This window comes from Paraburkholderia sp. USG1 (genome assembly GCF_031570135.1).
Lineage (GTDB): Bacteria > Pseudomonadota > Gammaproteobacteria > Burkholderiales > Burkholderiaceae > Paraburkholderia > Paraburkholderia dioscoreae.
The window spans coordinates 1-25,216 of sequence record NZ_JAMWXW010000015.1 but is presented as its reverse complement, the minus strand read 5'-3'; the positions used below and the strand labels follow the sequence as shown (position 1 = coordinate 25,216).

The window sequence follows — 25,216 nt, the reverse complement described above, 5'->3', positions numbered from 1 at the left end:
AGCTTCTTCCGTCGGCATATTGATCAATCAGGTCTTCAAATCCATCGGGAAATTACGCGCCGATGACGGATCTGTCGGATCGGACGGCCTGACGGACATTCCTTAAGTACGAAGGTTAAACAGGGTAACGAATTATCATGACAACAGCGAGCCAGTTCGTAGAAGTCCAGCCGACCGTCAAGCGCTTTCTCGAGCGTGAACACGGTTTGCTGATCGGCGGCAGGTGGGTACCAGCCAGTGACGGACGAAGGTTTGATGTGGAGGACCCGGCCACGGGTAAAGTGATTGCTACGGCCGCGGCGGGTAACACTGCTGATGTCGATGCGGCGGTGCGCGCGGCGCGTGCGGCTTTCGACGGCCCATGGTCCCGGATGACTCCGCCACAACGGACCCGTTTGCTGCTCCGTCTCGCGGACTTGATCGAGGCCAATGCTGCGGAGATCGCGCTTATCGAGACCCATGATGTCGGCCAGCCGGCATGGCTGTCTGTGGCCGGGGCAGCCGGCGCGCCGGACGTAGTCCGCTATTTTGCGGGCTGGAGCGGAAAGATCGGCGGTGAAACCGTTACGCCGAATGCCGCAGGCGAATGGCATGCGTATACCGTGCGCGAGCCGATGGGTGTCGTCGGGCTGATCGTGCCGTGGAATTCACCGTTCGGCACAACCATTCACAAACTCGCGGCGCTGCTCGCTGCGGGCTGTACCACGGTGATCAAGCCTGCGGAAGAGACGCCACTTTCGACCATCCGGTTGGGCGAGCTTGTACAGGAAGCCGGCTTTCCTGAGGGCGTGGTCAACATCGTAACGGGCTTTGGCGAGACAGCGGGCGCGGCGCTTGTTGCTCATGACGGCGTCGACAAGATTTCGTTTACCGGTTCCACCGAAACGGGCAAGGCCATCCTGCGCGCATCTGCGGGAACGATGAAGCGGGTCACGTTGGAGCTGGGCGGCAAGTCGCCCGTGATCATCATGCCGGACGCCGATCTCGACAAGGCGATCGAAGCGACGGCGGGCGGCATCTTCTTGAACTCGGGGCAGATCTGCGTCGCGGGTTCCCGACTTTTCGCGCACAGGAAGGTGTACGACCAGATCGTTGAGGGTGTCGCCGCGCGCGCGGCGCAGATGCGGGTCGGACCGGGTACCGAAGCGGAGACGCAGATGGGGCCGCTCGTCTCGCGTACCCAGCTCGAGCGCGTGATGGGGTATGTGGAGTCGGGCCGCAAGGAAGGGGCAGAGGTCGTCGCCGGTGGGACACGTCTGGGCGAAGATGGCTATTTTCTGCAACCGACCGTACTCGCGGACACGCAGTCGACGATGGCTGTGATGCGGGAAGAGATTTTCGGGCCGGTGTTGTGCGCGACCGCCTTTGATGACGAGACGATCGACCAGATCGCTGCAGAGGCAAACAACACGATCTATGGTCTTGCTGCCTGCATCTGGACACGGGATCTGAGCGCCGCGCACAAGCTGGCACGACGAATCAAGGCCGGTACTATCAAGATCAATACGCGGGAATTTCCCGAAAACACCTTGCCGTTCGGTGGTTTCAAACAGTCGGGCTTCGGGCGCGAGCGCGGCCGCGCCGGGGTCGAGATGTACACCGAAGTCAAGTCCGTCCTTATTGGCCTCTAGGCTCGCCCCCGGGGCAGGCTTCTGCTAACGCTTTCTACGTCGGCAGAAGCCCAACAACCCTGCAGAAGCACTATAACGATTCCAGGAAACATGACATGAAGATTTGCCGTTTCGAGTCCGATCGCGTCGGGCTTGTTCAGGGAGACGCCGTATATGACATCACGCAACTGGCCCGGGAGGTGGAACGCCAGCGCGATCCTTCCCTCCCTGGCGACCCGCTGATCGCTCAGCTAGAGCAGCTCCGATCGTTGATTCCCGCTGATCTGGACGGTCTTGCAAAACTGGACCTCGGCGGTATCAATCTGCTCGCGCCCGTTGCGAGACCAGGGAAAATCGTCGCAGCGCCGGTGAACTACCAGGAACATATTCAGGAAATGCAGGAGAACAATGTTTCTCCGGGTCACGATATTCCGGAAATCGGCAAGGCCGGCCTGTTCCTGAAAGCCGCGTCGTCACTTGTGGGGCCGTCGCAGGGCATCGAAATCCGTTTTCCCGAACGTCGTACTGACCACGAACTGGAACTCGCCCTGGTCATTGGCAAGACCGCAAGCGAGGTCGAATGGGAGGACGCGCTGTCCTATGTAGCCGGATACTGCATTGGGCTCGATATCACACTCCGGGGCAGGGAGGATCGCAGTTTCCGTAAATCGATTGACAGCTATTCGGTACTTGGGCCATGGCTGACCACTTCGGATGAGCTGCCATACCCCGATGCGCTCGATCTTCGGCTGAGCGTCAATGGAGAGGAGCGGCAGCAGGCGTTGACGAACCAGTTGATCTTTGACGTGCGAAAGATCATCCAGTTCGCCTCGAGTTTTTACACGCTGCATCCGGGCGACGTCATCTACACCGGCACCCCAAAGGGCGTTGCACCGATAGCGTCGGGGGACGTGATTGAAGCGCAATGCCCACAGCTCGGTCTCATGCGGGTGAGGGTACGTGCTCACGAGTCGGCGAAGGCTCGCAGCTAATAATCTGACATAGGGCGCGCGCGTTGTGCAACGGCATCTACCTGTTGCTAGCGGAGCATGTAAACGGGTGAGTCACCGCGGTAGCGGTTGCGCGCGCGTGCCGGACGCGTGCGTTCTGTCGTGCCGGTATCGGTCTGACAAGGTGATTGAATCCAGCCGTGCCGCGTGGAGGCAGAGTGCGGGGGGCAATGGACAGCAGGGCCTCAATATTGGGTCCGGATGTTAGCCCCGGTTCTGCTTGCGGTCTCGGTGTGCATTTTGCCTGGATCGTGCTGTCTTGTGATATTCCGGCGGTACGAGCAGGAACGCCGCCATCCAATCAACAGCGGTGTCAGTACACTGATCGCAGATTGACCCGTAAGACTGCTGGAAGTTATGATGGATTGTTGCTGACCGACAGCAGCCCGCGATGAAAGCCGCGGGTGATTCCGCTGACCAGGATAACCTCCGGGGTGTGAAGGCTACGTGCGGTCGCTGCAATGCTGTGACTGAAAAAGGGAATAAAAAGATGACGAAGGATAGCGGGAGCGCTGTCGAAACAGCGTTTGAAGACAGCCAGCGTGAACTGTACAAGCATCCTGGCTACCTGATACGTCGATTGCACCAGATATCGGTTTCCATTTTTCTGACCCAGGCGCAAGAATACGATCTGACGCAGGTGCAATGGGGAGCGCTGACTATGATTGACGCCAACCCCGGCATCGATCAGACCGCGCTGGGTCGGCTGATTGCAATCGATCGCCAGACAGTCAGTACGGTCGTACAGCGGCTATGCGAGAAAGGGCTGTTGCGGCGTGAGCAGAAGGATCGGCGTTCGAGCGCCCTGTTCGTGACGGGAGCGGCAAAAGCGCTGATCAAGATCATGCGTGAGCAATTGCCGGCAGTCGATCAGATCCTGCTTGAACCTCTTACCGCGACCGAGCGGCGTGTTTTTATGGAGCTTCTGACCAAGCTCGTCAATGTAAACAACAGTCTGAGCCGGGCGCCGCTGGGACCCGGCGAAAGTCCGAAGCGCAGCAGGAAGGTGTCGACGGACGCAAGCGTAATCTGAAACATTGGCGCAGGGTGCCTCCCGTCGTCTGGCGGGAGTTCTTTGAAAACCACCGCCTCCGTTGCCCCAAGGTCAGCCTTTCAACTGGCGGTGTCTGTCGTTCACTGCTGTGCGAAGGGTTCCTCATTGACCGACGGCATTGAGAACCGGCCACTACCGGCTTCACTGACGCACAGGATCATCGATATCGTCGCGTACTGGCCTAGCATGATCGTCAGGTCCGCTACCCCCTGTTCTCCAAGCACGCCAAGTACCGCGGCAAACCCGTCATCGGGGACGGGGCGACGTTTTACGAGTCGCACGGCGAAATCGAAGATACTCCGTTCATCATGCGGCATTGTCGCTGGCGTTTGACCAATCCGCAGTGCCTCGATCGTATCGGCGGTGACGCCGCAGGACGCGGCACGCCCGGCATGCATATCCCACTCGTACTGATCACCCCAGATGCGGGCGTGCACGAGGATGGCCAGTTCTGCGAGTCGTTGCGGAATAGCGGTGCGAAAGCGCAGATAGTCGCTTAGCTGAAGGATGATATCCGTGGCGTCCGGGCTTCGCAGCATCATGTTGAACGGCCCGTTAAGACCATTCAGCGAAAATCCCAGGATCTTCTGTGCTACCTCCTTCTGTCTGCCTTCGAGCTGTTCGATGGACAGGCCTGCAAAGCGTGGGGGTCTTGCATGAGCATCTGTTGTTGCCATCATTTCCTGTGTTTCCAGTTTTGTTGATGTCCGCGCCTTGCCAGCGCGAGGAGCGCGTTCGGGCAGAGCGGAGAGCCCTCAATTTTAATCATCACAATACTGCCATTCTTCGGAATAAACCGCAACACACCCGACGCTGTTCCTTCGGGAATTAAGGGTCGTGCATTGATGCTGGAGGGTTTTCCGGCAGCCGATATTGATGGAAAAAGCCAGAAAATTTGCCCAACTGTGTCCCACTGACCCGTGGATCGAGCATCTCATACGGGAAACTCCCTAGCATCTGCGATTGAATGGTCTGCAGGCTTTTCGCTATACTAAAAATACATTCAGTGAACTGAGTGAATTAAATTCCGGCGGGGTGCGCGGCGAAGATTCTGGCCGTGGCCTGTCATCCGATGGCGCGCACATTGGTGAGTGCCAGACGCGAGGACGGTATCGCCGCCGTATCTAGTACAAGGAGTGCTTCCGGTATTGCCGGAAAGCGCGACTGGAGACAGGAGGAGCACATGGAGTCGTTGTCTGCCGCGGGACGCCGTCTGATAGACCGTAAGATCCTGCTGGTGTTCTGTCTGGGGAACTTCATCAGCTTTGTTGATCGCATCAACGTCAGCTACGCCGCGCTCGAAATGAACCGGGAGATCGGACTGACCCCGGAGCTCTTCGGTTTCGGGGCAGGTCTGTTTTTCATTGCTTATGCGGGCTTGGAGATTCCCAGCAGCTATTTTCTTGTGCGCCTCGGTGGGCCGAAATGGTTTGCCCGCATAATGATCTCTTGGGGAATCTGTTCTGCTGCAATGGGACTGGCCACGGGCCATGTGAGTTTCAGTGTGCTGCGTTTCATCGTTGGAGCTTGCGAGGCCGGGTTTGCGCCGGGAGCGTACTACTACTTTGCGAGATGGTATCCGGCGTCACAGCTCGGGCGCGTCTACAGCCGCTGGATACTGGCCTCGATCATTGCTTCGATCGTTGCAGGGCCGCTTGCCGCCGTTCTGCTGAATGTGAACGCATTCGGTCTGAGCGGCTGGCGCTGGATGTTCTTCGCAGAGGGTATTCCTGCTGTGGCTCTTGGCCTCTATATCCTGAAGTTTCTTCCCCGGGATCCAGCGAGCGCGCAGTGGCTTGCGCCCGGAGACCGGCGTGTCCTGCTGCAGTTGGCGGAAGTCAGGGACGGACATGGTGTAGCGCTGCGCACCTTCTGGACCGCATTTCTTTCCCTTCGGGTCTGGACCTACGCGGTCTGTTTCTTTGTGTATCTGTGCTTCGGTTTCGGATATACCCTCTGGTTGCCACAGGTCGTCAAGTCGCTGTTCGCGGGTTCGTCGAGCGTCTTCATTTCGTTGATGTCGACAGTTCCGTGGCTTTGCGCAGCGGCAGGAACCCTGCTGCTCGGGTGGAGCTCGGACCGTCTGGGGGACCGTCGGTGGCATCTCGCGGGCGCCGCGTTCTGGGCTGCGACCTTTCTTCTTGTCGGTATTTCGACCAAGGGAATGGCCACGTTTATCATGCTCTGCCTCGTCGGGTTCGCCCTGAATGCCTTTATTGCGGTGTTTGTTTCTGTTCCGACTGCGGAGCTCAAAGGGGTAGGTGCCGCGAGCGGACTGTCGATCATCAATGCGGTCGGCGGTATCGGTGGCTTCATGGGTCCATACGCTTTCGGCGCGTTGCGCCAGGCTACGGGGTCTTTCTATGACGGGATGCTGTTTTTTGGTTGCATGGCAATTATCGCGGGCCTGATCCCGGTCGTGTTCAAGGGTGCGTTTCCTTCGTTTGGTGCTGGCAGGAAAGCGGGCAGTGTCGGCGCCGTTGCCGTCGGCGAACTGGATTCTCCTTGAAGTGAACGCGAAGTCTTATCGGAAAGAGCATCAGAAGAGGGCGCGGCGGCCAGTTTCTGCCGGCCAGACGAGAGATATTTGATGGAGTGGACTGTGGAATTTGATTACATCGTCGTGGGCGGCGGTTCGGCTGGTTGCATAGTCGCGAACCGGTTGTCCACATCTCCGACGAACAGGGTGCTTCTGCTTGAGGCTGGACCCGATATCGTGGAGGGGCAGGTGCCGCCGGACGTGGACGATACGTACGTTGGCCTGGCGTTCAACAATCCACGATTTCACTGGCCAGATCTCAGCGTTACAACGCAGGGCGTGCCACCGGCGCAGGCAGGGTACCCGACGCAGCCAGTACCACGCAGGAAGTACATTCAGCCGCGCGTGCTCGGCGGCGGCTCGACGATAAACGGGCAGGCTGCGAACCGCGGCGCGCCGGATGATTACGATGAATGGGTGCGGTTGGGTGCAACTGGCTGGAATTGGGATGCGGTTCTTCCCTATTTCAGGAAGCTGGAGACCGATCTCGATTTCGACGGCCCCCTTCATGGCAAGGATGGTCCTATCGCCATTCGCCGTATCCCGCGTGACCACTGGTGTGGACACGCGCGTGCTGCGGCACAGGCATTCGAGATGGCCGGATACCGTTACCTCCCCGATCAGAACGGCGAGTTTCGGGATGGGTATTTTTCCATGGCAATATCCAATCGCGATGAGCGCCGTGTTTCAGCGGCGACCACTTATCTGGATGGTTCGGTGCGCGCACGCACGAACCTGCGCATCATGACCGGAACACCCGTAACGGCCCTTCGTTTCGAAGGAAAAATGTGCGTTGGTGTCGAAGCGCTGGTCGATGGCGCTCCGACATCCATTCGCGCGCGCGAAGTGATCCTGTGCTCAGGGGCGATCTATTCCCCGGCTCATCTGCTACGTGCGGGAATCGGGCCAGCGCACCACCTGCAGGACCTCGGTATTCCCGTTCTGGCAGACCGGCCCGGCGTCGGGCGCCGGCTCATGGATCACCCAGCGATTGCGGTCGGCTGCTTTGTGAAACCCGAAGCGCGGATGAATCATCACACCCGGCGCCATATGCAGGTGGGCTTGCGCTATACGTCGGGTATTGGCGATCGTCCCAGCGATATGTCTGTGGGGGTCGTGAGCAGAACCGCATGGCACCCGGTCGGTAGCCAGATCGGGGCGATGGCGCTGCTGGTCAACGGTACGGAATCTGACAGCGGCGAAATCAGGCTTGCGAGCCCGCACTTCGCGGATGCTCCTCTCGTTGACTTTAATCTCCTGTCCAATCAGCGCGACGCCCAGCGCCTGATGGACGGATTCCGCCGCATGGTCGAAATCCATGCGTTGCCGCCACTCAGAGCGGTGTGTGGCGAAGTGTTCCCGGCGTCCTATACCGATCGCGTCCTTCAGTACGGAGCAGTAACTGCCAGGAACAGGCTGGTGACGGGCTTCGCGCGCATGCTGCTTGACGGCCCTAATGCGATCCGTCGGTACATCATCAACAATATGGTCATCGATCAGTTCGATCTGGCGAGCCTTATGGACAGTGATGAGCGTCTCGAAGCATTTGTTCGAAAGACCGCGATCGGCGCGTGGCATGCGTCGTGTTCCGCGCGCATGGGCCGGGCAGACGACCCTATGGCGGTGACGGATCCTGCAGGTCGCGTCTACGGCGTATCGGGACTTCGCGTAGCCGATGCATCAATATTTCCAACGGTCCCCCGCGCAAACACCAATCTGCCGACGATGATGTGCGCGGAGAAGATATCGGATGCCATTCTCAACGATACCCGGCCGGGCATGCTCCCGGCGGGCGTTCTGGCATATGCGCGGTAGAGGCGCGAGGTCGCCCACGTGAGGCCGGACGGGGCCGGGTATCCGTGCTCACGCGATGGTGCAGGCGGCGTATTGGACACAATCGACGTTTTCTGAGGGGAAGCATGGTGAATTTCAGGATGGGCCACATGACGATAGACAAGATTCCGGAGCTCGAATCCGTGTACATGCCCTTGTCGTTCGCGCTGCCCGACATCGAGGGAGAAGACGTGCGCCGTCTGCGCGAATGGTACTGGGACGAGGGCATGAACGAGGATCTTTCTCTCGCGAAGATCCATATGCCGTTTCAGAGTTACGTGCTGCGCGTGAACGGCAAGAATATCCTGATTGACAGTTGCAATGGCAATCACAAGACGCGGGAGCTTCCCTTCTGCAACAGGCTCGACACCCCATACCTGGCAAGACTGCAGGAAGTGGGGCTTTCGCCGCGCGATATCGACCTTGTATTGTGCACGCACCTGCATTTCGACCACGTTGGCTGGAACACGCAACTGGCTGACGGGAAGTGGGTTCCGACATTTCCCAACGCGCGATATCTGTTCACCCGGACCGACTATGAATTTTTTGAGAGCCGCTATTCAGACACGCTGAACCGGGCGGCGTTCGAAGACAGTATTCTTCCGGTCGTCGAGCATGGCCTGGCCGATCTGGTCGAAACGGATCATGTCATCGAACATGAGCTGGGCAGCGGAGTGTGGTTGCAGGGTGCGCCGGGGCATACGCCAGGTAGCTGTATTGTTCATGCGCAGTGCGACGACCACAAGGTGATCTTCTCCGGTGATGTGTTTCATCATCCTCTTGAGCTGGTCCGTCCTGAAACGCGATTCTTTGGCGACCACGATTCACCATTGGCGGGCCGTACGCGAAGTGAACTCTTCGAGAAATACGCTGATAGTTCCACGGTCTTTTTTCCTGCTCATTTTTCTGGCGTTTCGGGCGGCCGGGTTTGTCGGCATAAGGGGGCGTATAGGTACGAATACCTGGATGTCCCACGGCCGTCGTGGCAGTCCACTGCAGTGGCGGCGCACCGCCGATGACGACGCTCCTTCAACGATTCTTTCTAAACGAAACGCGTTGAATCCCGCTAAGTTTGCATAGGGCCAACGTCGGGGGTGTTCGACGTCTGCTCAATTGGCGTCGCCAGCTCAGTTTCAAACTGTAGTGTCGACCGGCCGAACGGTACGTGATTCGCCGGGCGCGTTTCGATAGCCACGGTGCGCCTTGCGCGGCGGCTCTTGGTTGCCGTGACTGCGACACGCAACGAGCCATTTAGGCTGGGCAGCTATTCCGTCATGCACGCGACTTGCGGCCTACAGTCGAGAAGCGCATTCGCGTCACGGAGGGTGATTGCTAGCGGATACAGGTACGTGTCGGGGACATCAAAGGGACGTGCGGGACATGTGATCGTTTGATGGCCACCAGTTTCCCTACAGAACGCATGGTGCTTTTCATACGATATGCCTGGGAGACATGTTGTGGATCGTCAACAACTGGAAACGCTGGCTGCAGTTATCGAGCACGGGAGCTTCCGGGGGGCGGCATCCGTCCTGAACATTACCCCGGGCGCGGTTTCGCAGCGGATTAAGGCTCTTGAGGAGCACGTCGGATGCATGTTGCTGATGCGGGAAGGGGCAGTCACACCGACGCGTGCTGGTGAAGCGATGTTGCGACACATCGTGGCGCTGAGGTTACTTGAGGAAGATACCCTTCAGTCGATCCGACCGGATCAGTTTCCTCCCGTCTCGTTTCCGCTGGCGGTCAACGCAGACTCGCTTGCGACCTGGTTCGAGCCGGTCGCCTGGGAGCTCGCGAGGCATCATATCGCGCTAGAACTTATGGTGGACGATCAGGACCATACGCTGGGCGCGTTAGCCCGGGGCGATGTCATGGGCGCCATCGCAACTCAATCGGATCCTCTGGTCGGCTTTATTGCCAAGCCTGTCGGCTGCATGCGCTACCAGTGTGTCGCGACGCCGACCTTCAGGCACCGGTACTTTATGGACGGGTTCACGGTTCCGGCGGTGTTGAAGTCTACCGCCATCCTTTTCAACCGGAAGGATGCCTTGCACGACACGTTTCTGAACTCGTTCTTTGGCCTTCGGGTCGGCCGATATGTGAAACACTACTTCCCTTCACCTGTGGCGTTGCTTGGCGCGATCGTGGGGGGAATTGGTTATGGACTTGTGCCGTCACTTCAGGCTGCACCACTTATCGGGAACGGTGTGCTGGTGGACCTCACACCATCGCACGCGCTGGACGTGGAGTTGTACTGGCATCACTGGAAGTCAGAGCTACAGCCGATGGCTGGGATCAGCGAAATCGTGATGAATGCGGCGCGCGCCGCACTCATACAAGCGACGTAGGATGATCGGCACTGCGGGCGCCTCATTTTAGCTGGATGGGGCGAAGGCGAATCAGTTCGCTGACCACACCAGTGACCACAGATGCTGACAGGCCTGCAACGAGCGGAGTGACCGATGGTAGCGTGACCAAGTCGAACCACCGGACCATCTGAAGTCCCATCGAGGTCGATAGTCCGGCGATGCCCATTGACCACGCGCTGCGAGGCGATATGGGAGCCTCCACCTCGTGCAGGATAAATAAAGCACCGACCGACGCGACGTACGCGATGTTCATCGACACAATTGTTTCAACCATTGGATGGTTAGCTGCGGCTACCGTTCCGCCTGTGCCAAGAATGACGATAGAACCGATGGGCCGACGCAGCAACGACGGGGACCCAGCAACTGCCGAGAGGGCGTCGACCATGGCGCGCGTGACCGCCGCGGCCGAGCCTAGCGCGGCAGCAAGGAGAATTGCCAGCATCGCGAACTCCGCGTTGTGCCCCCCCGGAGCGGCGGATTGCGACAACAAAAACGGAATGACCTGCGCGGTATCCGTGGTTCCGGCTCCGCGCAGGCTGGCCTGATTCGCGAGCACGGCGCTAGCCGGAAGAAATCCCGTCGCAAAGAGGATGACTGCTGCCAGAATTGTGCCGAGGTACGCGTCCCTGGGGCGACGCGCGGCGATGATGAACTGCTGATAGTCGGCGCCTGTGACAACGAGAAATGTCACCGCGACGACCGTTGTTACGACGTCGAACGGTGGCAGTTTTCGGGTATCTCGTGCGAGTTTGGGGATGGCGTTGGTGTAGATGCCAAGTCCGTTCGAGTGAATGACGACGTATAGCAGGACCAGGTTGCTGGCGAGCAGGCAACCTGCAAAGATTGTTGCGGCAACACCGAGCCTGAGCGATGTGGCCGTTAGCACAAGCGCGAGGATTACCGCCAATGCAACGCCGTGCGGCAAGCCACACAACGTCGCAATCGCGACGCCCCCTTTGATCTGTGCCGCCAGTACACCCGTCATCCAGATCAGAGAGAGCACGGCGATGCCGTTTCCGACCTTTGCGCCGTAGGCACGTCCGAAAGTGCCCCAGATTGGTTGCCCCCGGAGCCACAGCGGGCGCGCCAGGAACGCGAGCACCACCATGCCGCCCGCGGTGGCCAACGGGTAGAGGCTGCCAGCCATTCCCTCACGCAAGGCCATCTCGCCCGAGCCGAAGAGAAATCCGATGCCGCAGCTGGCCGATACCAGAAGCGTCGCGACCCCTAGTGGGCCAAGCTCTTGTTGGACGATCATTCAGGCCTCGTCGGTAGTGGTCCAGGCTCGCACGACCGCGCCATCTCCGCGAAAGTACGCGTCGGAAATTGAGGCGAGGCCTGCAAAGCCGGGAAGCGTCCGGAAAATCCCGTGTGCCGTCGCAAGTCGATGATAGGGGATAGACGGTATCAGATGGTGTGTCAGGTGATATCCATTGCTGCGGGGGTGGATGACCAGGGACCATAGATCTGAGGCCGAAACATCACGAGTGAAGCTGAATATGCCACCAGGCTGAAGGCCGAAATGATCGGACATCTCCCGGAAGGTCGTGACGAGATGGAACGACGTTGCTCGGGCGATGATCCAGATCGCGAGCAACGTGATCGCGTACCCGGGGGCGGCGGCGAGCGCGATCGTTGTCAGCAAGGCTGTCCACCAGAGTAGGATAGCAGCGCGCTGCAGACGCGTAGCAGCGGACGCGTAAAGATGTCCCAACAGCGAACCCAGCCATGTTTTCTTGGAGCATAGGACGCGAAGGTAGTGCTTCCACCATGGCCAGCTTTCGCCCTCGTGCTCAGTCGCAATGTAGTCTGGATCCCGTCTGGAGTCGCCAAGCCACGCATGGTGGCGAGCATGCAACTCTCGATAGACAGCAAGGCTGTTGCAGAGCGCCGGTGCCAGAAAGATACGCGCAATCAGATCGTTGACTCGGGACGAAAGCGCAAGGTTTCGATGGCCCGCATCGTGTAGCAGGTTTCCGAGTGCGCGTTGTCTGTTCCCAACCCACATGACCGCAATCGGACCCAGCCACCACCCTGTCCGGTGAACGGCGAACACCATGAAGACAATACTGGCCCAGTCGAAGCCTATATCGGCAAACACGCGTCCGATGTTTGGACGCTGGAGCGCACGCAAATCCAGCCCTGCCGCCCACAGCATATCGCGCAGCGCATTCTGGTCCGTAATCACGGAGGAATTTAGATTCGGCTTGTCCATGGGCTGACCTCACCGTGCATGGTCATGGCAGGCTTCCGCGTAACCACGTGACATTCCGACCTTTCGCGAGAGCGAGAATGTCACGGAGATCATCATAGGAAAGGACAGTACGCGGAGAAGTGAAAATAGGAAATTTAGACGGCGCTTAGTTTTGTTGAACGGTTGCTATCTTCGGGCCTGTTCGACGTAGGCTATGCGAAAGGGGGAGTCCCATGCGTGGAGAATGTGACGTCGCGACGCTTTGTGCGAGCCTACAACCAAGGCGCGCTGGTTCGACGTACGTCTACTGTTGTCTACCGGATTTTGTCGTTCCTGACGGAATCGCCAAACAGGATGCGCTTCTTGCATTCCGCGAACGGGAAGGTCTGACGTTGGTCATCGAAAAATCCGCGGCAAAGCGCTTGGAACTGGCATATGAATTCGAGGCGACCCTGATCACGCTGGATATCCATTCGAGCCTGGATGCGGTCGGATTCATCGCGATCATTGCTGCGGAGCTTGCACATGCCGATATTCCGTGTAATGCCGTTGCTGCCTATTATCACGATCATCTTCTTGTTCCGGAGCACCGCGCATGCGAAGCAATGCGGGTGCTAACCCGTCTGCGCAGCAGGGCACGCCGCGAACTTCAGTCGGACAACAATAAAGCCACGGGCTAATTGTCTGGGCGGCTTCCCTGGCAGACGGTTACTTCGATGCGCCACGGTCCCAGTGCGGTATCGGGAGGGAATATCTGAACGCTGACATGGCCCTGGGGAGGTGGTGAGGTGGCAATCCGCGGGCTTCCTCGCGTGGTCTCAATGTCCGACACGATTTCCCTTTCAAGCTGCTCAAGTTCGGCACGTACATCTTCGAGTCGGCCCATGGGTTCCTCTCCCCCAGTGGTTATCAGCAAACAGATGGCAACATGATGAATGCCATGTCTGAAGATTAACTATGTGCGGCGTTCTATAACCAGCGTTTAATTCTTCTTCTGCCCAATTAGCGAAACGCACGGATGATGGCGGTGTCGGTTCTAGCGGCGCGGTCGCGACCGTAGCATCGTTGTGAGTACCGCATCGTCCAATGAATCTCCGGCTACCTGAGCGAGTAGCTGGGACTGCTCATAGAGGAGTCCGATAAGTCGTGACTTTCGGTTTGCGTCGAGGGATTTTCCCAGTCTGTTCTCGATGCGATCGACTGCGGCGACGACGCGGTCGAGTACGCGCTGTTGAAGACGGTAGCGTACGTTAGGATCAAGGATCATTGGTCCATTGCCGGTAAGTAACCACACGGGATCGACCGAGAACTGTTCATACAGCGCGCGCACCAGTTCGATGGGAATCGAGCGCTCGCCGCGCTCGTAATTGGCGTACGCGCGAAGCGACGCGCCGAGACGCTCAGCCATTTTCTCCTGCGACAGTGCGAGGTACTCGCGCACCTGCGCGATACGTTCATGATAGTCGCCACGATCACTAATGCTTGACATGTTTGCCCCATGTTTCTAGAGTGATTTTGTGCCTTGATTATAGGCACCATTGAGTATTGGACAAAGCTGGACGTACCTGGACGGAGGAAGATAGCGCTGGACAGGTTGTGTATTGCGGAGGCTCTGACAGATATGCGGTTCTACACGCTGGAGGAAATTGCGCGCGAGTTGCATATCGCACCTGCCACCGCGCGTAACCGGTTGACGCTCGGGCAGCCCATGCCACCGTCGATCCGCATCGGCCGCCGCCGCCTTTTCCCTGCGGATGAGTACGAGAAGTGGATTGCATCGCAGCTCGCGCGTTCCGATGATTTCGATGAAACGAGCCACCATCCAGCTCAGTCAACCAGATCCTGATTTCACAGCATGACGTTGCAACGGAACATTCACCGTGCCGGTCGTTATCTCTTTTGTCTCCACCAAGGGCGGCGTCGGTAAGACGACCGTCGCCGCCAACCTGGGCGGCCTGCTCGCAGCCTTCGGACTGAAGGTCCTCGCGATCGATGCAGACGTCCAGCCGAGTCTAAGCCGGTATTTTCCCGTCCATTACCGTTCACCGCGCGGCCTGACTGCTGTGGTGACCTCCGGCGGCAATCCGTCCGCGGACTGCATCAGCCGCACGATCTTCTCGAATCTGGACCTCATCTATTCAGACACCGCGGACGCGGGACTGCAGTCGTGGCTGAACCGCCGCGAGGATCGTCTGATGATCATGCGTCGTGCGATGCGTAGTCCGGTGCTTGAGTCCTACGATGTCGTGCTGATCGATACACAGGGCGCGGTGGGGGAGTTGCAAAAGTCCGCTGCGATGGCAGCGGACTACATGGTGTCCCCGGTCAAGCCCGACGCGCTGAGTGCGGGTGAGTTTACGTCCGGCACGCTGTCTATGCTCGATGAACTGAACCGCCTCGCGGATTTTGGCATGTCATTCCGCTCGGGAGACCTTCACGTGCTGATAAATGCACATGAACGGACCGTCAACGCGCGGGTGCTGACGCAGGCGGTGCGCGAGCGCTTTACCGGATATCCACGGGTCCGGGTACTCGACACCGTGATCCCGTCGGCCGCCGCCTATGCGGGGGCAGCGACGTCACGTGTCCCGGTGCACGAATATGATCGGCGCCGGGCGTTCACGCGCTCCGCGTGGAACATCATGCACCAACTCGCCTGGGAGCTGTTTCCGTCACGGCATGGGCAGTACATCGACGGCAGCAGCACCGGCCGTCCTGCACCGAGGGATGACGTCTCGCTGGAGCGCGTGGCATGAGCGGGCTGTCACAGGCCGATATCCGGCACAACAGGCAGGGCGGCGACGTTGCTGACGGCGCGGTGGCACTTGCTGTCGACCGGATCGGTGTCGTAGCGCCCGGCCCACGTACGGGTGAAGCCGCGCTGGTATCGACTATCCGGCTGAAGGTGACAGAGGTCGCGACCTACGAGCGTAATCCCCGGCGGGCTTCGCCGGACCGTATCGTTGAACTGAGGGAGTCGATCCGCGTCAACGGCATCGAGCAGATCGTGACGGTCACGCGGCGACCGTCGGACGCGCATTACGTGGTCGCCAAAGGCGGTAACTCGCGGCTGACGGCGGCCCAGGCGCTTTACGCAGAGATGCAGGCTCCCGAGTTTCTGTATCGCGACTTCCTGTACATTCCCTATCCTGGCGAAGCAAAACTGCTGGCGGCACATCTACGCGAAAACGAGCAGCGGGCAGACCTGTGTTTCTGGGACAAGGCTGCCGGATATCTCGCGCTGAAGGCCGATCTTGAGCAGGAGAGGGGCGGCGCGCTGTCGTTGCGCGAATTCGCCCGCCTGCTCGCAGAAGACGGTGCGCCGGTCAGCCACGTGTTGCTGTCGCTGTTCCAGTTCGCAACGCAGCGTCTGGCCATGCTCGGTCCTGCAACGGCGCTGCTCAGTCGCCGCAACGTGGTCGACGTGATCCAGCCCGCGATGGGTGCAATGACCCGACTTGTCCGGCGCTTCGGACATGACGACGACTGGCTGCAGCATGAAGTGGTCAACGTTGGATTGGAGCAGTTCAGTCTCGGGCTGAGGGCAGAACCTGCATGGGGTTCTGCCCAGGAACGTCCACTGGACGCTGAAGCGCTCGTGATGAGCCTGCAGCGACGTTGCGCAGAAGCACTGGGCGCGCCGGCGGCGGCCGTGAAACCGATGCTCGCGCTGCTGGCGCGTGAGCCTGAAATTTCACCGGACCGGCTGCGCGAGCTGGCGGATCGGGCGGTGGGCGACGCGGGTGCGTTACTGACGACGGCTCGCCCGCTCGCCGCCAGTGCAATAGGTCAGGTCGACAGTTCGCAGCAGGGACATGATGGTGCGGGTGGCGATGAGCCGGACGCAGTACCGCTGTCGACCTCGTTAATTCGCGCGGCAGCGCCACGTTCACCGGCCGCGGGAGATGATGATGGTGCCGGTGCGCGCGATGGCAAACTTGACGGCCCAAAAGTTCCGGCACCCCGCGCGGTCGCATCCTCTGTCGAGGTCGATACCGCAGACGATCTCGTCACCCTGCATCGGGAAATCAGATCTTTCGCGGCCCTGTGCGGTCTCGAGAGCACGTTGCACGATGCGCCGGAATTGCCGTACGGTTTTATGGTCGATCTGCCGGACCCGACGCAGACGGACCCGCCCCTTGATACGCAGGCCAGACAGCATGAGGAGGGATTCCGGCGCTACGTGGGCTGGTGGTGGCTCGTCAACCTGTCACGGCAGAACACGCCGTGTGGCCTCGCGCATCTTCCGGCCGGCACCCGTTTTGGGGAGATTACGGGCAGCGAGGAGCCCTGGTCGCATGCGTGCGATACCCACATTGGCGAGCCGCTGCTTGCCGACCGGTTCGACCTTTTCTTTGACACGGCCCTGAATCCGGCCAGCGAGATTGGCGGCCGCTATCTGGAGCTGGTCGGCATCGCCCGCAGGTTCCGCGCGCGCCATCCGGGGCGTTTCCAGCCGCCGCGATGGACCGAACTGGATGCCGACGAACTGTTGCGCAGGGGAGAGCGTCGATGAACGAGCGTCTTCTGACACTGCCATATTCCCCACTGCAACACATGACGTTGCTGCTGCTCGCGGCAAGTGTTACCCGCTCTGGAACGCATTGGACTGTCCTGAACAATAAGGATGACAAAGTTTCATGTGAAACATTGAGGAGCGAAGACTGCTGGCCCTCCATTGCTGTTCCACCTGTTGTCGCCCGGGTACTGGGCGATCCACGCGTGACGCAACAGATCGACGACCTGATTGCCTCCGGCACGATACGGCTGTTACTGGACGCCGATCTTCTGGTTCGCCGCTGCGAACTCATCGAGCGCCAGTGGCGTGACGAGTCGCTGCTCGCGGGTTTCGTACGGGCGCAGGCGAGCCTGCCGATGATCCGCCGGTTTTTCCGGACCGCGACGCGTGCGAAGGTGTCGCAGTTGCGGCGGCAACTTGACGTTACGGCACCTGTCAAGCCGCGCGTGCTGGTGGGCTCGGACCTCGATGCGGTGATGGATACGTGGCGGCACTGCTCGGAGATAGAGGACGCCCGCGAGCGTTATCTCGCGATTCACGATTACCACGATGGCCGGTACACACTGGCCACGATTTTCTCCGCGCTCGATACCGGGCCGGAGCAGCGCGCTCCTGACAGTCTCTCTTCAACGACCAGCAAGGAGCCGTGCGATGTTTGACATGCGTGTTGACCCAGAAGGAAATCTGCTGCCCGGTAAAACGTGGGACGACTCACCCGGCCTGCCTCCGGCACAGACCCATATGCTGCTGTCGATGCTCGACGCGCCGATCACCATCGACCGGTGTTTCGTCGAGGCGTGCGAGGATTTCGTGGCCGGTGCATTGCTGACCGAACTCTCGGCGATCGAAAGCGAGACGACGGTCCCTGGTGCCTGGATCACTGTCTCACCGGAAGACATCGAACGACGTATTTCACTTCCGGCCGCCCAGCAGGTTGCAGCGCTTCGTCTGCTTCTCGATCAGCGACTCGTCGAGCATTGCCCGCGCGACACGCAGGCGGATGGGTTCCGCATCTGCTGGCCGGAACTGCTCGCGCTGATCAAGCGCCGCGCACAGGAATGTACTGCCGGCATTCCGTGGCCACCAAAGCGGCCTGATGAGCCGTCGACGACAGAACCCGCCGTGGTGTCGGGAGACCGGTCATGAGCGCAGCCGACTACCTGAACCACTTCGAGGACCTGTGGCTACGCCTGAAGCCCTTTCGCCCGATTGCGTTCGGCACGCGTCTCGCACGCATCACCGGTCATCCCAAGGACGCCATGCTGCTTTCGCAGATGGTGTACTGGACGCGACGTGGACGGGACGTCGGCGACAACGGTGGCTGGATCCACAAGACGCGCGAGCACTGGCGTATCGAGACGGGCCTCTCGCGCGATGAGCAGGAGGGCGCCCGCGCGCGTCTGCGCAAGCTGAACCTGGTGTCGGAGTGGCGAGGCGGGCGGCCCGCCTGCCTGCATTACCGGATTAACGTCCCGCTCATGTCCGAACTGATCGATGGGTGCTGTACGTTCGTGCGCCGCCTGCCGATGAGCATCGAGGCGATGCGCGAGGACGAATCCGCGGCAAGGGAACTGCTCGGGCCGGTGGTGCCGTTCAGGCGCGCGCTGGTTGACCTCACCGGCAGCTTCAATGCGGGCCTCGTGCTCTCGCGCATGGTCCAGGTGCAGCGCCAGACGGCTGACCGCCAGGGCATCTGGTTTTCATTGACGGCGTGGGAGTGGAACCGCACGACCGGCATCAACCGGCGTCAACTCGACAATGCGAAGCGGCGGCTTCGGCAGATGGGCGTGCTGCGCGAGGTGAGATACGCGGGACGGGGGACGCGCCTGTGGAGCCAGATCGATCCCGTGCGGTTGCACGCGCTGCTGGACGAACATGCCACGCGCACTGCGCGCCTCTCGCCAGCCCGTAAGCTCGCGCGCGCCGACGAAGCTCCCGCCGATGGCTTGCCGCGCCTGTTGGACATCGAGTCTCCTGTTACTCGGGGTAACGCGGCGGTGCGCGTTGCTTCTTCGCCCGTTGAAAGCGTGATACGCGGTCCTGCCGCCATCGGAATTTCGCCAACCAGAATTCGCCAACCGGGGGCCGCACGGTGTGCGCTGTTACCGTCGGCGGGTTTGATCCGTTACCGTTGGCGGCAAACGTACGATCCCAACGCGCGCGCGTATACGAGGATTACATATTCGACTACAACCACCACCGGTGCGATCACGTCAGGATGGCTGCGCCTGCTCGGAGACGGCCGGCCGGATGTGGGGGTGGGTTTCCCGGATGGTGGCGATGAAGACGGGGCGCAGCCCGGCGCTGGTGTGCTGGTGTGGCCCCCGGTGGTCAGTCCAGCCGAGCGCGGACCGGTCAGCCAGTACCTCGCCAGGATTCCCGCACACGACCGGCAACTGTTGCTCGACGAGATGGCGGCGGGCCATCGCCGTCAGATCGTCCGCTTTCCTGTCGCCTACATCGGCGAGCTCGTGCGCCGGTATCTGGCCGGTGAGTTTGTGCCCGCAAGGGCGCACCGTGAAGCTGAGGCTCGCCGGCGATCAGGACGTCACGATCGCGATACGTGCCCAGGCGACGCGCCGGTCACGCCTCCCGAGATTGCCCGCGCCCATCTTGCCAGCCTGCGTGCACAGCTCGGCCACGGTACCACCGGAGTCTGCCATGCGTGATCCGACCGTTTCCACACCCGCCCCATGGCGTGTTACCCCGGGTAACGCGCCGGCTTCGGTAGCTCGACTACCTGTTACCCCGGGTAACAGCATCGCCGGTGGGCCAGTCCGGCACTGTCCACGCCTGCGCGTGGCGGTGTTACCCGGGGTAACACCGCAGGTTCAGCGATTGAGGCACGCGGCGTCAACCCGACGTGTTTTCCCGGGTAGCAGTGGACAAACCGCGAGGTGCTGCGGCCCAGGACAGCGGGTCGCCTGGCCATACACCGTGTTACCCCGGGTAACACAGCGAATTCGTGGTGAGCATCGTCCGCAGTCGAGGCACCGTGTTACCCGGGGTAACACGCCACAGGGCATCGTGCGTGTGCCCGGCATCCGGCAGGGCCGGCTGTTACCCCGGGTAACACGACGGGCGGATAGCCGGGATGCTGTGCCAGACAGTTTTATTTCCGTAAGGAGGAACCGCCCATGAGCAGCGAGACCACTTCCATCGACGTGTCCCTCGACGCCTTTGCGCGCTCGGCGACGTCACCGTTTCCCGACGGCTACGACATCGACGCGGAGCGCCACACCCTGGCGCAGCTTGTCGAGTCCGATGACCCGGACCCGGCCGATCCGCTGTTCGGTCGCTACCAGCTTTTCCTCGAGCGCGAGGAAGCGCTGCGTGACGCGCAGGCGCGAGACGCATTGCGACAGTCTGCCGACCCGCTCGTGCCGACCGCGCAGGCGCTGGAGATCACGCGCATCGGGCAGCTCACAAGCGAGGGCGGTGACCGTATGCACCTGCATACGCGCGATGCCATGCGGCTGTTTCTTGGGCGCACCGTGGCGCCCGGTGAGGCGGGCCACCCGATGGCAGGCGGCCGGCGCGTAGCCGCCGCCCTGCGTGCGCTCTGGTCCCTCTCCGGCGACGACAATCCGTACGCTGACTGGAAGCTTGTCGAGATCGCGGAGCGCATCGCCGGCATCCGGCGCGCGGGCGAACTCGAACTGCAACACGCGAACGGCTTGCTCGATGCAGCACGGCAGAAGGGCCTCGACTACACGATCCTGCAGTCGCGCGAACCGGCGAACGTGTCGCTGGGTTTCACATCGCCGTATGGCTACATGGTCGTCATGCTGCTCGCCGAACTCGATTACCTGGTGCGGGTGATCCGCTCGGCCATGCTGCGCGATCTGCTTGCATCGGGAGACGGACAGCGGCGGATCGGTTCGGCGAGACATCGTTGTCTGTCCGTGTTCCATTTCGCGGTGCACTGCCAGCGCGTGCTCACCCGCCCAGAACTGCTGCCGCTTGCGCGCCACGACTTTCTGCCGGGTGCGGACACTGCCGCAACGCGTCGCGTGGAGGCGGCGAGAGCGTTGCTCGGGGTGATCCCGCGCGACATCTTCACCGGCGAACGGCAGCCGCGGCACAGCCGGCGGCGCGTGAGCCGCCTGTCGGATGCGGAACTGCGCCTGCTCGACAGTGTGCCGTTGTCCGGCGATGACGCAGTGGCGGAAGCTGCGGCAGCGGCGCTGGTCCAGTGACATTGACTTCGACATGAGGACTGCGGCAATGACGAACCGGTTTCCGCCTCTGGATAGACGTTCAAAGGCCTTTAAGGGTAAGGGGGAGACGACCGTGTCGCTGCCCGTTGCCCAGGTGGCAGGACGCAGTGCCTTTCGCGTGCTGCTGCGTTCGTACGAGAGCTGGCTCGACGACACCGTCGCGCAGATGCAGGCGCTGGCGCACGAGAGCAGCGAAGCGGGTCTCGATGCGTCGCTGAGATGCGCGCGCATTGCGCTGGCAAGCGGCGCAACGCGACACCGGCTTGACTGGTTCCTGCGCGGGGAGCCGCATGCGGTGCCGTATGCACGGGTGCAGTCCGGTTTCGGCCGCATGCCGGCGCCGCTGCGCGCATACCTGCAGCAATGCGACGCGCGCTCGCGTGATCTCAACGCCCTCGAATCGGTCTTCCGCTATGCGGCGAGCCAGATCGCCACGTACCTGACCCACGGCACCGTGAAGATCCGGCGCCGCGAGGACTGATGGCCGCCTGCTGATGACGTATCAGGCACCCCAGGCTGCCGCAGAGCGGCCATATACAGCAGCATGGAATGGACAGCGCGTTCGTAGCACAGGGGTTTTCCTTGTCCATGAACGGAGTCCGCAATGGGTATCTATGCAGAACTGGTCGGCAACGTACTGGCATCGCCGACGATGAAACAGGTCAACACGGCCGGCGGCACACGGCGCATCGTCGAGTTGCGCGTGATGTCAGCAAGCTACCGGCGCCTCGACGACGGGACGCTGGAACAGCGTGACGGGCGCACCTTTCCGGTCGACGTGACGATCTGGAACGAGCGTCTCACCGAGCGCGTCCTCCAGCACATCCGCACGGGCGCAAGCGTCGTCGTGCGGGGCGACTTCCATGTCAGCCCCTGGATCAACCGCGACAACGAGGCGGACGCCGGCGCGCATATCGACGCGGAATCCATTTCGCTGAATCTCGTGCGTATCGATCAGGTGGTCTATCGCCCGCGCCAGCCACGCGAAGGGGCTGATCCGGCATCGGAGGGGGCAGCGGACGATCCAGCGGCCGGTGTCGATGCTGGATCACAGGAGTCCGCCAGGCAGACTGGAGACGAACTGCCCCAGGGCGGCGGAGGCGACGGTACCGGCGAGCCGGCACAGCCTGCCGGCCGGCGTTCGCGTCGCGCGACCGGTACCGCCGCACGGTAGTCCACGTTTTCATTCCACGCGCACGGTGGGTCGATATGCACTGTGCGCGGCTACCCTGGCGGAGGAAGACGTGGAACTCACGTACGTGGTGTGTCCGGCATGGCCGGACGCGGCGGAACTCAGGATGTTGCGGGCACTGGTGGCCGAGGGCGCGACCGCGTCCCGGAGTCGCGCGTATTCCGCACGGTTTCACGGTTGGCACATCCACGTCTGGCACGCGGGTGGCTCGCTGGGACGTCTGCTGCAGATCGAGATCCGGTGTCCTGACGGAGCGTTGTGCGCGCGGACCTGGCGGTGGGTGACATGCGGCCTCACTGGCGAGGTGTTCCCATGACCGCGAAACGCTGGATCGATGCCTGCCACTTTGGGGACTGCCGGTTGCTGATGGCACGCATGGCAGCCGACGGGGTGCAGGCACACACCGTGGTGACCAGCCCACCTTACTACGGGCTGCGCTCGTATCTGCCGGAGGACGCTCCCAACAGGCAGCACGAACTCGGGCTTGAGCGGACACCGCGCGAATACGTGAACCGGATGGTCGACGTGTTCCGGCATGTCCGCAGCCTCCTCGTCGAGGACGGTACGGTCTGGTTATCCGTCGGCGACAGCTATGCGGCCAGCCGTTCCTGGCAGGCGCACAGCACCCTCGGAGGCCGCAAGCACGGACCGGCGCAGGGCGTCGCTGGCCGGTCCAGCGCGGTTCCGCCCGGCCTGAAAGCGAAGGACCTGATCGGGATCCCGTGGATGCTGGCCTTCGCACTGCGCGACGATGGCTGGTACCTGCGCTCGGCCATTGTCTGGGCCAAGCCGAACGGGATGCCGGGCAGCCAGCTTGACCGGCCCACCTCGTCCTTCGAGTACGTGTTTCTGCTGTCGAGACGTGCGCGGTACTACAGCGACTTCGGTGCGATCAGGACACCGCCACGTGAGTCGACGCTCGTGCGTCTCGCCGAGGATGTGCAGGCACAGGCTGGTAGCCATCGTGCCAACGGTGGCACGCGTGCAGCGCGTCCGATGCGGGCTGCCGCCGGAAGTCGCGGTGGGCACCACTGGACAACCCGGGACGGCCGCAGGGAGATCGCCACAGGCAAGCAACGTTGGCACTCACGCCGGCACGCCGGGTTCAACGAACGATGGGCCGCTGACCCCAGTGGGGCGGCGCAGCCCGTGATGATGCGCGACGTCTGGTTCGTGGCGCCCGGTGGCTACCGTGGCGCGCACTTTGCCGTGATGCCGCCTGAGATCGCACGGCGTTGTGTACTCGCTGGCAGCCGGCCCGGCGACATCGTGTTCGATCCGTTCATGGGCAGTGGAACGACGGCAGCCGTAGCCGCAGGTCTCGGGCGTCGTTTCGTGGGTTGTGAGCTCAATCCCGCCTACGCCTCGCTGCAGCGCGAACGCCTCGCACGGGCGGGTTCCGGCGGTGGCACGCCATGACGGCCTGGTACAACGAGCACGATCCGTACGCTGCCCAGTGGCTGCGCAACCTGATCGCCGCGGGCCTGATCGCGCCCGGCGACGTTGACGAAAGGGATATACGCGATGTCACGCCACAGGAACTTGTCCGCTATGACCAGTGCCACTTCTTCGCGGGCATCGGCACGTGGTCGTACGCGCTGCGTCTCGCCAGATGGCCGGACCGCCGCCCGGTCTGGACCGGCAGTTGTCCGTGCCAGCCGTTCAGCGCGGCCGGCCGCGGGCTTGGCTTTGCCGACGAGCGGCATCTCTGGCCTGAGTGGTTCCGCCTCATCGCGCAGTGCCGCCCTGGCATCGTGCTTGGCGAACAGGTTGCAAGCCGCGACGGCCTCGGCTGGCTCGACCTTGTTCACGCTGACCTGGAAGGAGCGGGTTACGCCGTCGGGGCGGTCGATCTGTGCGCTGCGGGCGTCGGTGCGCCGCACATCCGCCAGCGCCTGTGGTTCGTGGCCCACGCCCATGGCGCAGCAGGCCAACGGCACGCCCGAAGCCTTCCTCGAGCGCAAGCGCAGGTCGGTGGCGCGGGGCTCGCGCATGGGCATCTCGCAGGGGTTGCCAATGCGCGACCTGCAGATGGTTGCGCAGCTCGCGGCGCACTGGCCGACACCGACGTGTCCCGACGGAGGCCGCAGCCCGCGAGGCGGCCAGATGTCGCCGACCGGCCGCACGTCCGACGGGAAAAAGCGGCAGGTCGACCTGCAGTGGATCGCAAGGCTTGCGTCGTGGCCGACTCCGCAGGCGAGCGACATGACGGGCGGCGGGCAGGCGCGGCGCGCGTGCGGCGTGACGAAGCACGGCGCGAACCTGAACGATTTCGCGGTACTCGCAGCGTGGCCGACGCCCACAGCGGCGCTCGCCACGAAAAATGTGCGAACCGTTGCCGGCGCACTCGCGGAGATCGAGAGAAAGGGCGGCCCGCAGGACCTGTGCGCGGCTGCACTCCTCGCCGGGTGGCCGATACCCACGAGTCTCGCGCCTGCTGCGAACGGTCACAACGCCGCGGGCAATTCGGCCGGGCTGGTCGCGATCCGGGCGCTGGCGTTCTCGATGCTGCCGGTCCGGCTAACGGCTTCTGGCGCGCTGCTGACTGGATTGGATGCCGCGACGGCCGCTTCCGGCCAGTTGAACCCGGCACATTCCCGCTGGCTCATGGCGCTGCCTCCCGCGTGGGACGACTGCGCGCCTATGGCAACGCGATCGTCGCGGAGGCGGCCGCAACCT

Annotated in this window: 22 protein-coding genes and 2 pseudogenes; 20 read left to right on the top strand and 4 right to left on the bottom strand. The window is 61.8% G+C overall.

The genetic code is table 11. The features are described from left to right. Nucleotides 1-137: 137 nt before the first annotated feature. The 3 genes from NE850_RS20420 to NE850_RS20410 all read left to right on the top strand — a co-directional run bounded on the left by NE850_RS20420 (nucleotide 138) and on the right by NE850_RS20410 (nucleotide 3,653). Nucleotides 138-1,631, top strand: a complete 1,494-nt coding sequence (locus tag NE850_RS20420) for an aldehyde dehydrogenase family protein (protein WP_310699327.1) — start codon at nucleotides 138-140, stop codon at nucleotides 1,629-1,631. Between the two features lie 95 nt (nucleotides 1,632-1,726). Continuing rightward, the gene (locus tag NE850_RS20415; protein WP_310699326.1) at nucleotides 1,727-2,602 is read left to right on the top strand and encodes a fumarylacetoacetate hydrolase family protein; all 876 of its coding nucleotides are present in this window, start codon (nucleotides 1,727-1,729) and stop codon (nucleotides 2,600-2,602) included. 508 nt (nucleotides 2,603-3,110) lie between these two features. Then, nucleotides 3,111-3,653 (top strand): MarR family winged helix-turn-helix transcriptional regulator, encoded by a 543-nt coding sequence (locus tag NE850_RS20410; RefSeq protein ID WP_310699325.1) that lies wholly within the window; start codon nucleotides 3,111-3,113, stop codon nucleotides 3,651-3,653. A gap of 101 nt (nucleotides 3,654-3,754) precedes the next feature. Here NE850_RS20410 and NE850_RS20405 read toward each other — a convergent pair whose 3' ends face one another. After that, the gene (locus NE850_RS20405) at nucleotides 3,755-4,354 is read right to left on the bottom strand and encodes a carboxymuconolactone decarboxylase family protein (RefSeq protein WP_310699324.1); all 600 of its coding nucleotides are present in this window, start codon (nucleotides 4,352-4,354) and stop codon (nucleotides 3,755-3,757) included. Between the two features lie 503 nt (nucleotides 4,355-4,857). Here NE850_RS20405 and NE850_RS20400 point away from each other — a divergent pair. From NE850_RS20400 to NE850_RS20385, 4 genes are all read left to right on the top strand, one after another. Continuing rightward, nucleotides 4,858-6,183, top strand: a complete 1,326-nt coding sequence (locus NE850_RS20400; RefSeq protein ID WP_310699323.1) for an MFS transporter — start codon at nucleotides 4,858-4,860, stop codon at nucleotides 6,181-6,183. A gap of 93 nt (nucleotides 6,184-6,276) precedes the next feature. Then, on the top strand, nucleotides 6,277-8,028 hold the full coding sequence (locus NE850_RS20395; protein WP_310699322.1) for a GMC family oxidoreductase N-terminal domain-containing protein: 1,752 nt from the start codon (nucleotides 6,277-6,279) through the stop codon (nucleotides 8,026-8,028). A 128-nt stretch (nucleotides 8,029-8,156) separates the two neighbouring features. Beyond that, nucleotides 8,157-9,065 (top strand): MBL fold metallo-hydrolase, encoded by a 909-nt coding sequence (locus NE850_RS20390; RefSeq protein WP_310699321.1) that lies wholly within the window; start codon nucleotides 8,157-8,159, stop codon nucleotides 9,063-9,065. A 438-nt stretch (nucleotides 9,066-9,503) separates the two neighbouring features. Further along, nucleotides 9,504-10,391, top strand: coding sequence for an HTH-type transcriptional regulator ArgP (locus NE850_RS20385; protein ID WP_310699320.1), 888 nt, complete (start codon nucleotides 9,504-9,506; stop codon nucleotides 10,389-10,391). Between the two features lie 22 nt (nucleotides 10,392-10,413). Here NE850_RS20385 and NE850_RS20380 read toward each other — a convergent pair whose 3' ends face one another. Next, nucleotides 10,414-11,670 carry a sodium:solute symporter gene (locus NE850_RS20380; protein WP_310699319.1) on the bottom strand — a complete coding sequence of 419 codons (1,257 nt, stop codon included), beginning with the start codon at nucleotides 11,668-11,670 and terminating at the stop codon, nucleotides 10,414-10,416. Next, a complete protein-coding gene (locus NE850_RS20375; protein ID WP_310699318.1) occupies nucleotides 11,671-12,627 on the bottom strand; it encodes a fatty acid desaturase in 957 nt (318 codons plus the stop codon). Between the two features lie 212 nt (nucleotides 12,628-12,839). Here NE850_RS20375 and NE850_RS20370 point away from each other — a divergent pair, with 212 nt between their 5' ends. After that, complete coding sequence (locus NE850_RS20370) at nucleotides 12,840-13,286, top strand: ACT domain-containing protein (RefSeq protein ID WP_310699317.1); 447 nt, start codon at nucleotides 12,840-12,842, stop codon at nucleotides 13,284-13,286. Nucleotides 13,287-13,642: 356 nt separating this feature from the next. Here NE850_RS20370 and NE850_RS20365 read toward each other — a convergent pair whose 3' ends face one another. Beyond that, nucleotides 13,643-14,095 carry a helix-turn-helix transcriptional regulator gene (locus NE850_RS20365; RefSeq protein ID WP_310699316.1) on the bottom strand — a complete coding sequence of 151 codons (453 nt, stop codon included), beginning with the start codon at nucleotides 14,093-14,095 and terminating at the stop codon, nucleotides 13,643-13,645. 123 nt (nucleotides 14,096-14,218) lie between these two features. Here NE850_RS20365 and NE850_RS20360 point away from each other — a divergent pair, with 123 nt between their 5' ends. The 12 genes and pseudogenes from NE850_RS20360 to NE850_RS20305 form a co-directional block, all read left to right on the top strand. Beyond that, entirely contained in the window at nucleotides 14,219-14,452 is a 234-nt protein-coding gene (locus NE850_RS20360) for a helix-turn-helix domain-containing protein (protein WP_310699375.1), read from the top strand. Between the two features lie 34 nt (nucleotides 14,453-14,486). Further along, nucleotides 14,487-15,362: a ParA family protein gene (locus NE850_RS20355; RefSeq protein WP_310699315.1), complete on the top strand. Its 876-nt coding sequence runs from the start codon at nucleotides 14,487-14,489 to the stop codon at nucleotides 15,360-15,362. After that, the gene (locus NE850_RS20350; RefSeq protein WP_310699314.1) at nucleotides 15,359-17,122 is read left to right on the top strand and encodes a ParB N-terminal domain-containing protein; all 1,764 of its coding nucleotides are present in this window, start codon (nucleotides 15,359-15,361) and stop codon (nucleotides 17,120-17,122) included. Before NE850_RS20355 ends, NE850_RS20350 begins: the two co-directional genes overlap by 4 nt. A gap of 41 nt (nucleotides 17,123-17,163) precedes the next feature. Further along, on the top strand, nucleotides 17,164-17,784 hold the full coding sequence (locus NE850_RS20345; RefSeq protein WP_310699313.1) for a hypothetical protein: 621 nt from the start codon (nucleotides 17,164-17,166) through the stop codon (nucleotides 17,782-17,784). Further along, the gene (locus NE850_RS20340; protein ID WP_310699312.1) at nucleotides 17,777-18,271 is read left to right on the top strand and encodes a hypothetical protein; all 495 of its coding nucleotides are present in this window, start codon (nucleotides 17,777-17,779) and stop codon (nucleotides 18,269-18,271) included. Before NE850_RS20345 ends, NE850_RS20340 begins: the two co-directional genes overlap by 8 nt. Next, nucleotides 18,268-19,794: a hypothetical protein gene (locus tag NE850_RS20335; RefSeq protein ID WP_310699311.1), complete on the top strand. Its 1,527-nt coding sequence runs from the start codon at nucleotides 18,268-18,270 to the stop codon at nucleotides 19,792-19,794. The genes NE850_RS20340 and NE850_RS20335 overlap by 4 nt, the downstream gene beginning before the upstream one ends. A 468-nt stretch (nucleotides 19,795-20,262) precedes the next feature. Further along, on the top strand, nucleotides 20,263-21,324 hold the full coding sequence (locus NE850_RS20330) for a PFL_4669 family integrating conjugative element protein (RefSeq protein ID WP_310699310.1): 1,062 nt from the start codon (nucleotides 20,263-20,265) through the stop codon (nucleotides 21,322-21,324). Nucleotides 21,325-21,418: 94 nt separating this feature from the next. Continuing rightward, entirely contained in the window at nucleotides 21,419-21,826 is a 408-nt protein-coding gene (locus NE850_RS20325) for a hypothetical protein (protein ID WP_231572282.1), read from the top strand. Between the two features lie 123 nt (nucleotides 21,827-21,949). Further along, nucleotides 21,950-22,519: a single-stranded DNA-binding protein gene (locus NE850_RS20320; protein ID WP_310699309.1), complete on the top strand. Its 570-nt coding sequence runs from the start codon at nucleotides 21,950-21,952 to the stop codon at nucleotides 22,517-22,519. 330 nt (nucleotides 22,520-22,849) lie between these two features. Next, complete coding sequence (locus NE850_RS20315; protein ID WP_310699308.1) at nucleotides 22,850-23,956, top strand: site-specific DNA-methyltransferase; 1,107 nt, start codon at nucleotides 22,850-22,852, stop codon at nucleotides 23,954-23,956. Beyond that, nucleotides 23,953-24,399, top strand: a pseudogene (locus tag NE850_RS20310) (DNA cytosine methyltransferase); the annotation flags it as partial. The gene NE850_RS20315 and the pseudogene NE850_RS20310, both read left to right, overlap by 4 nt. Before the next feature lie 154 nt (nucleotides 24,400-24,553). Next, nucleotides 24,554-25,216: pseudogene (locus tag NE850_RS20305) on the top strand (hypothetical protein); the annotation flags it as partial.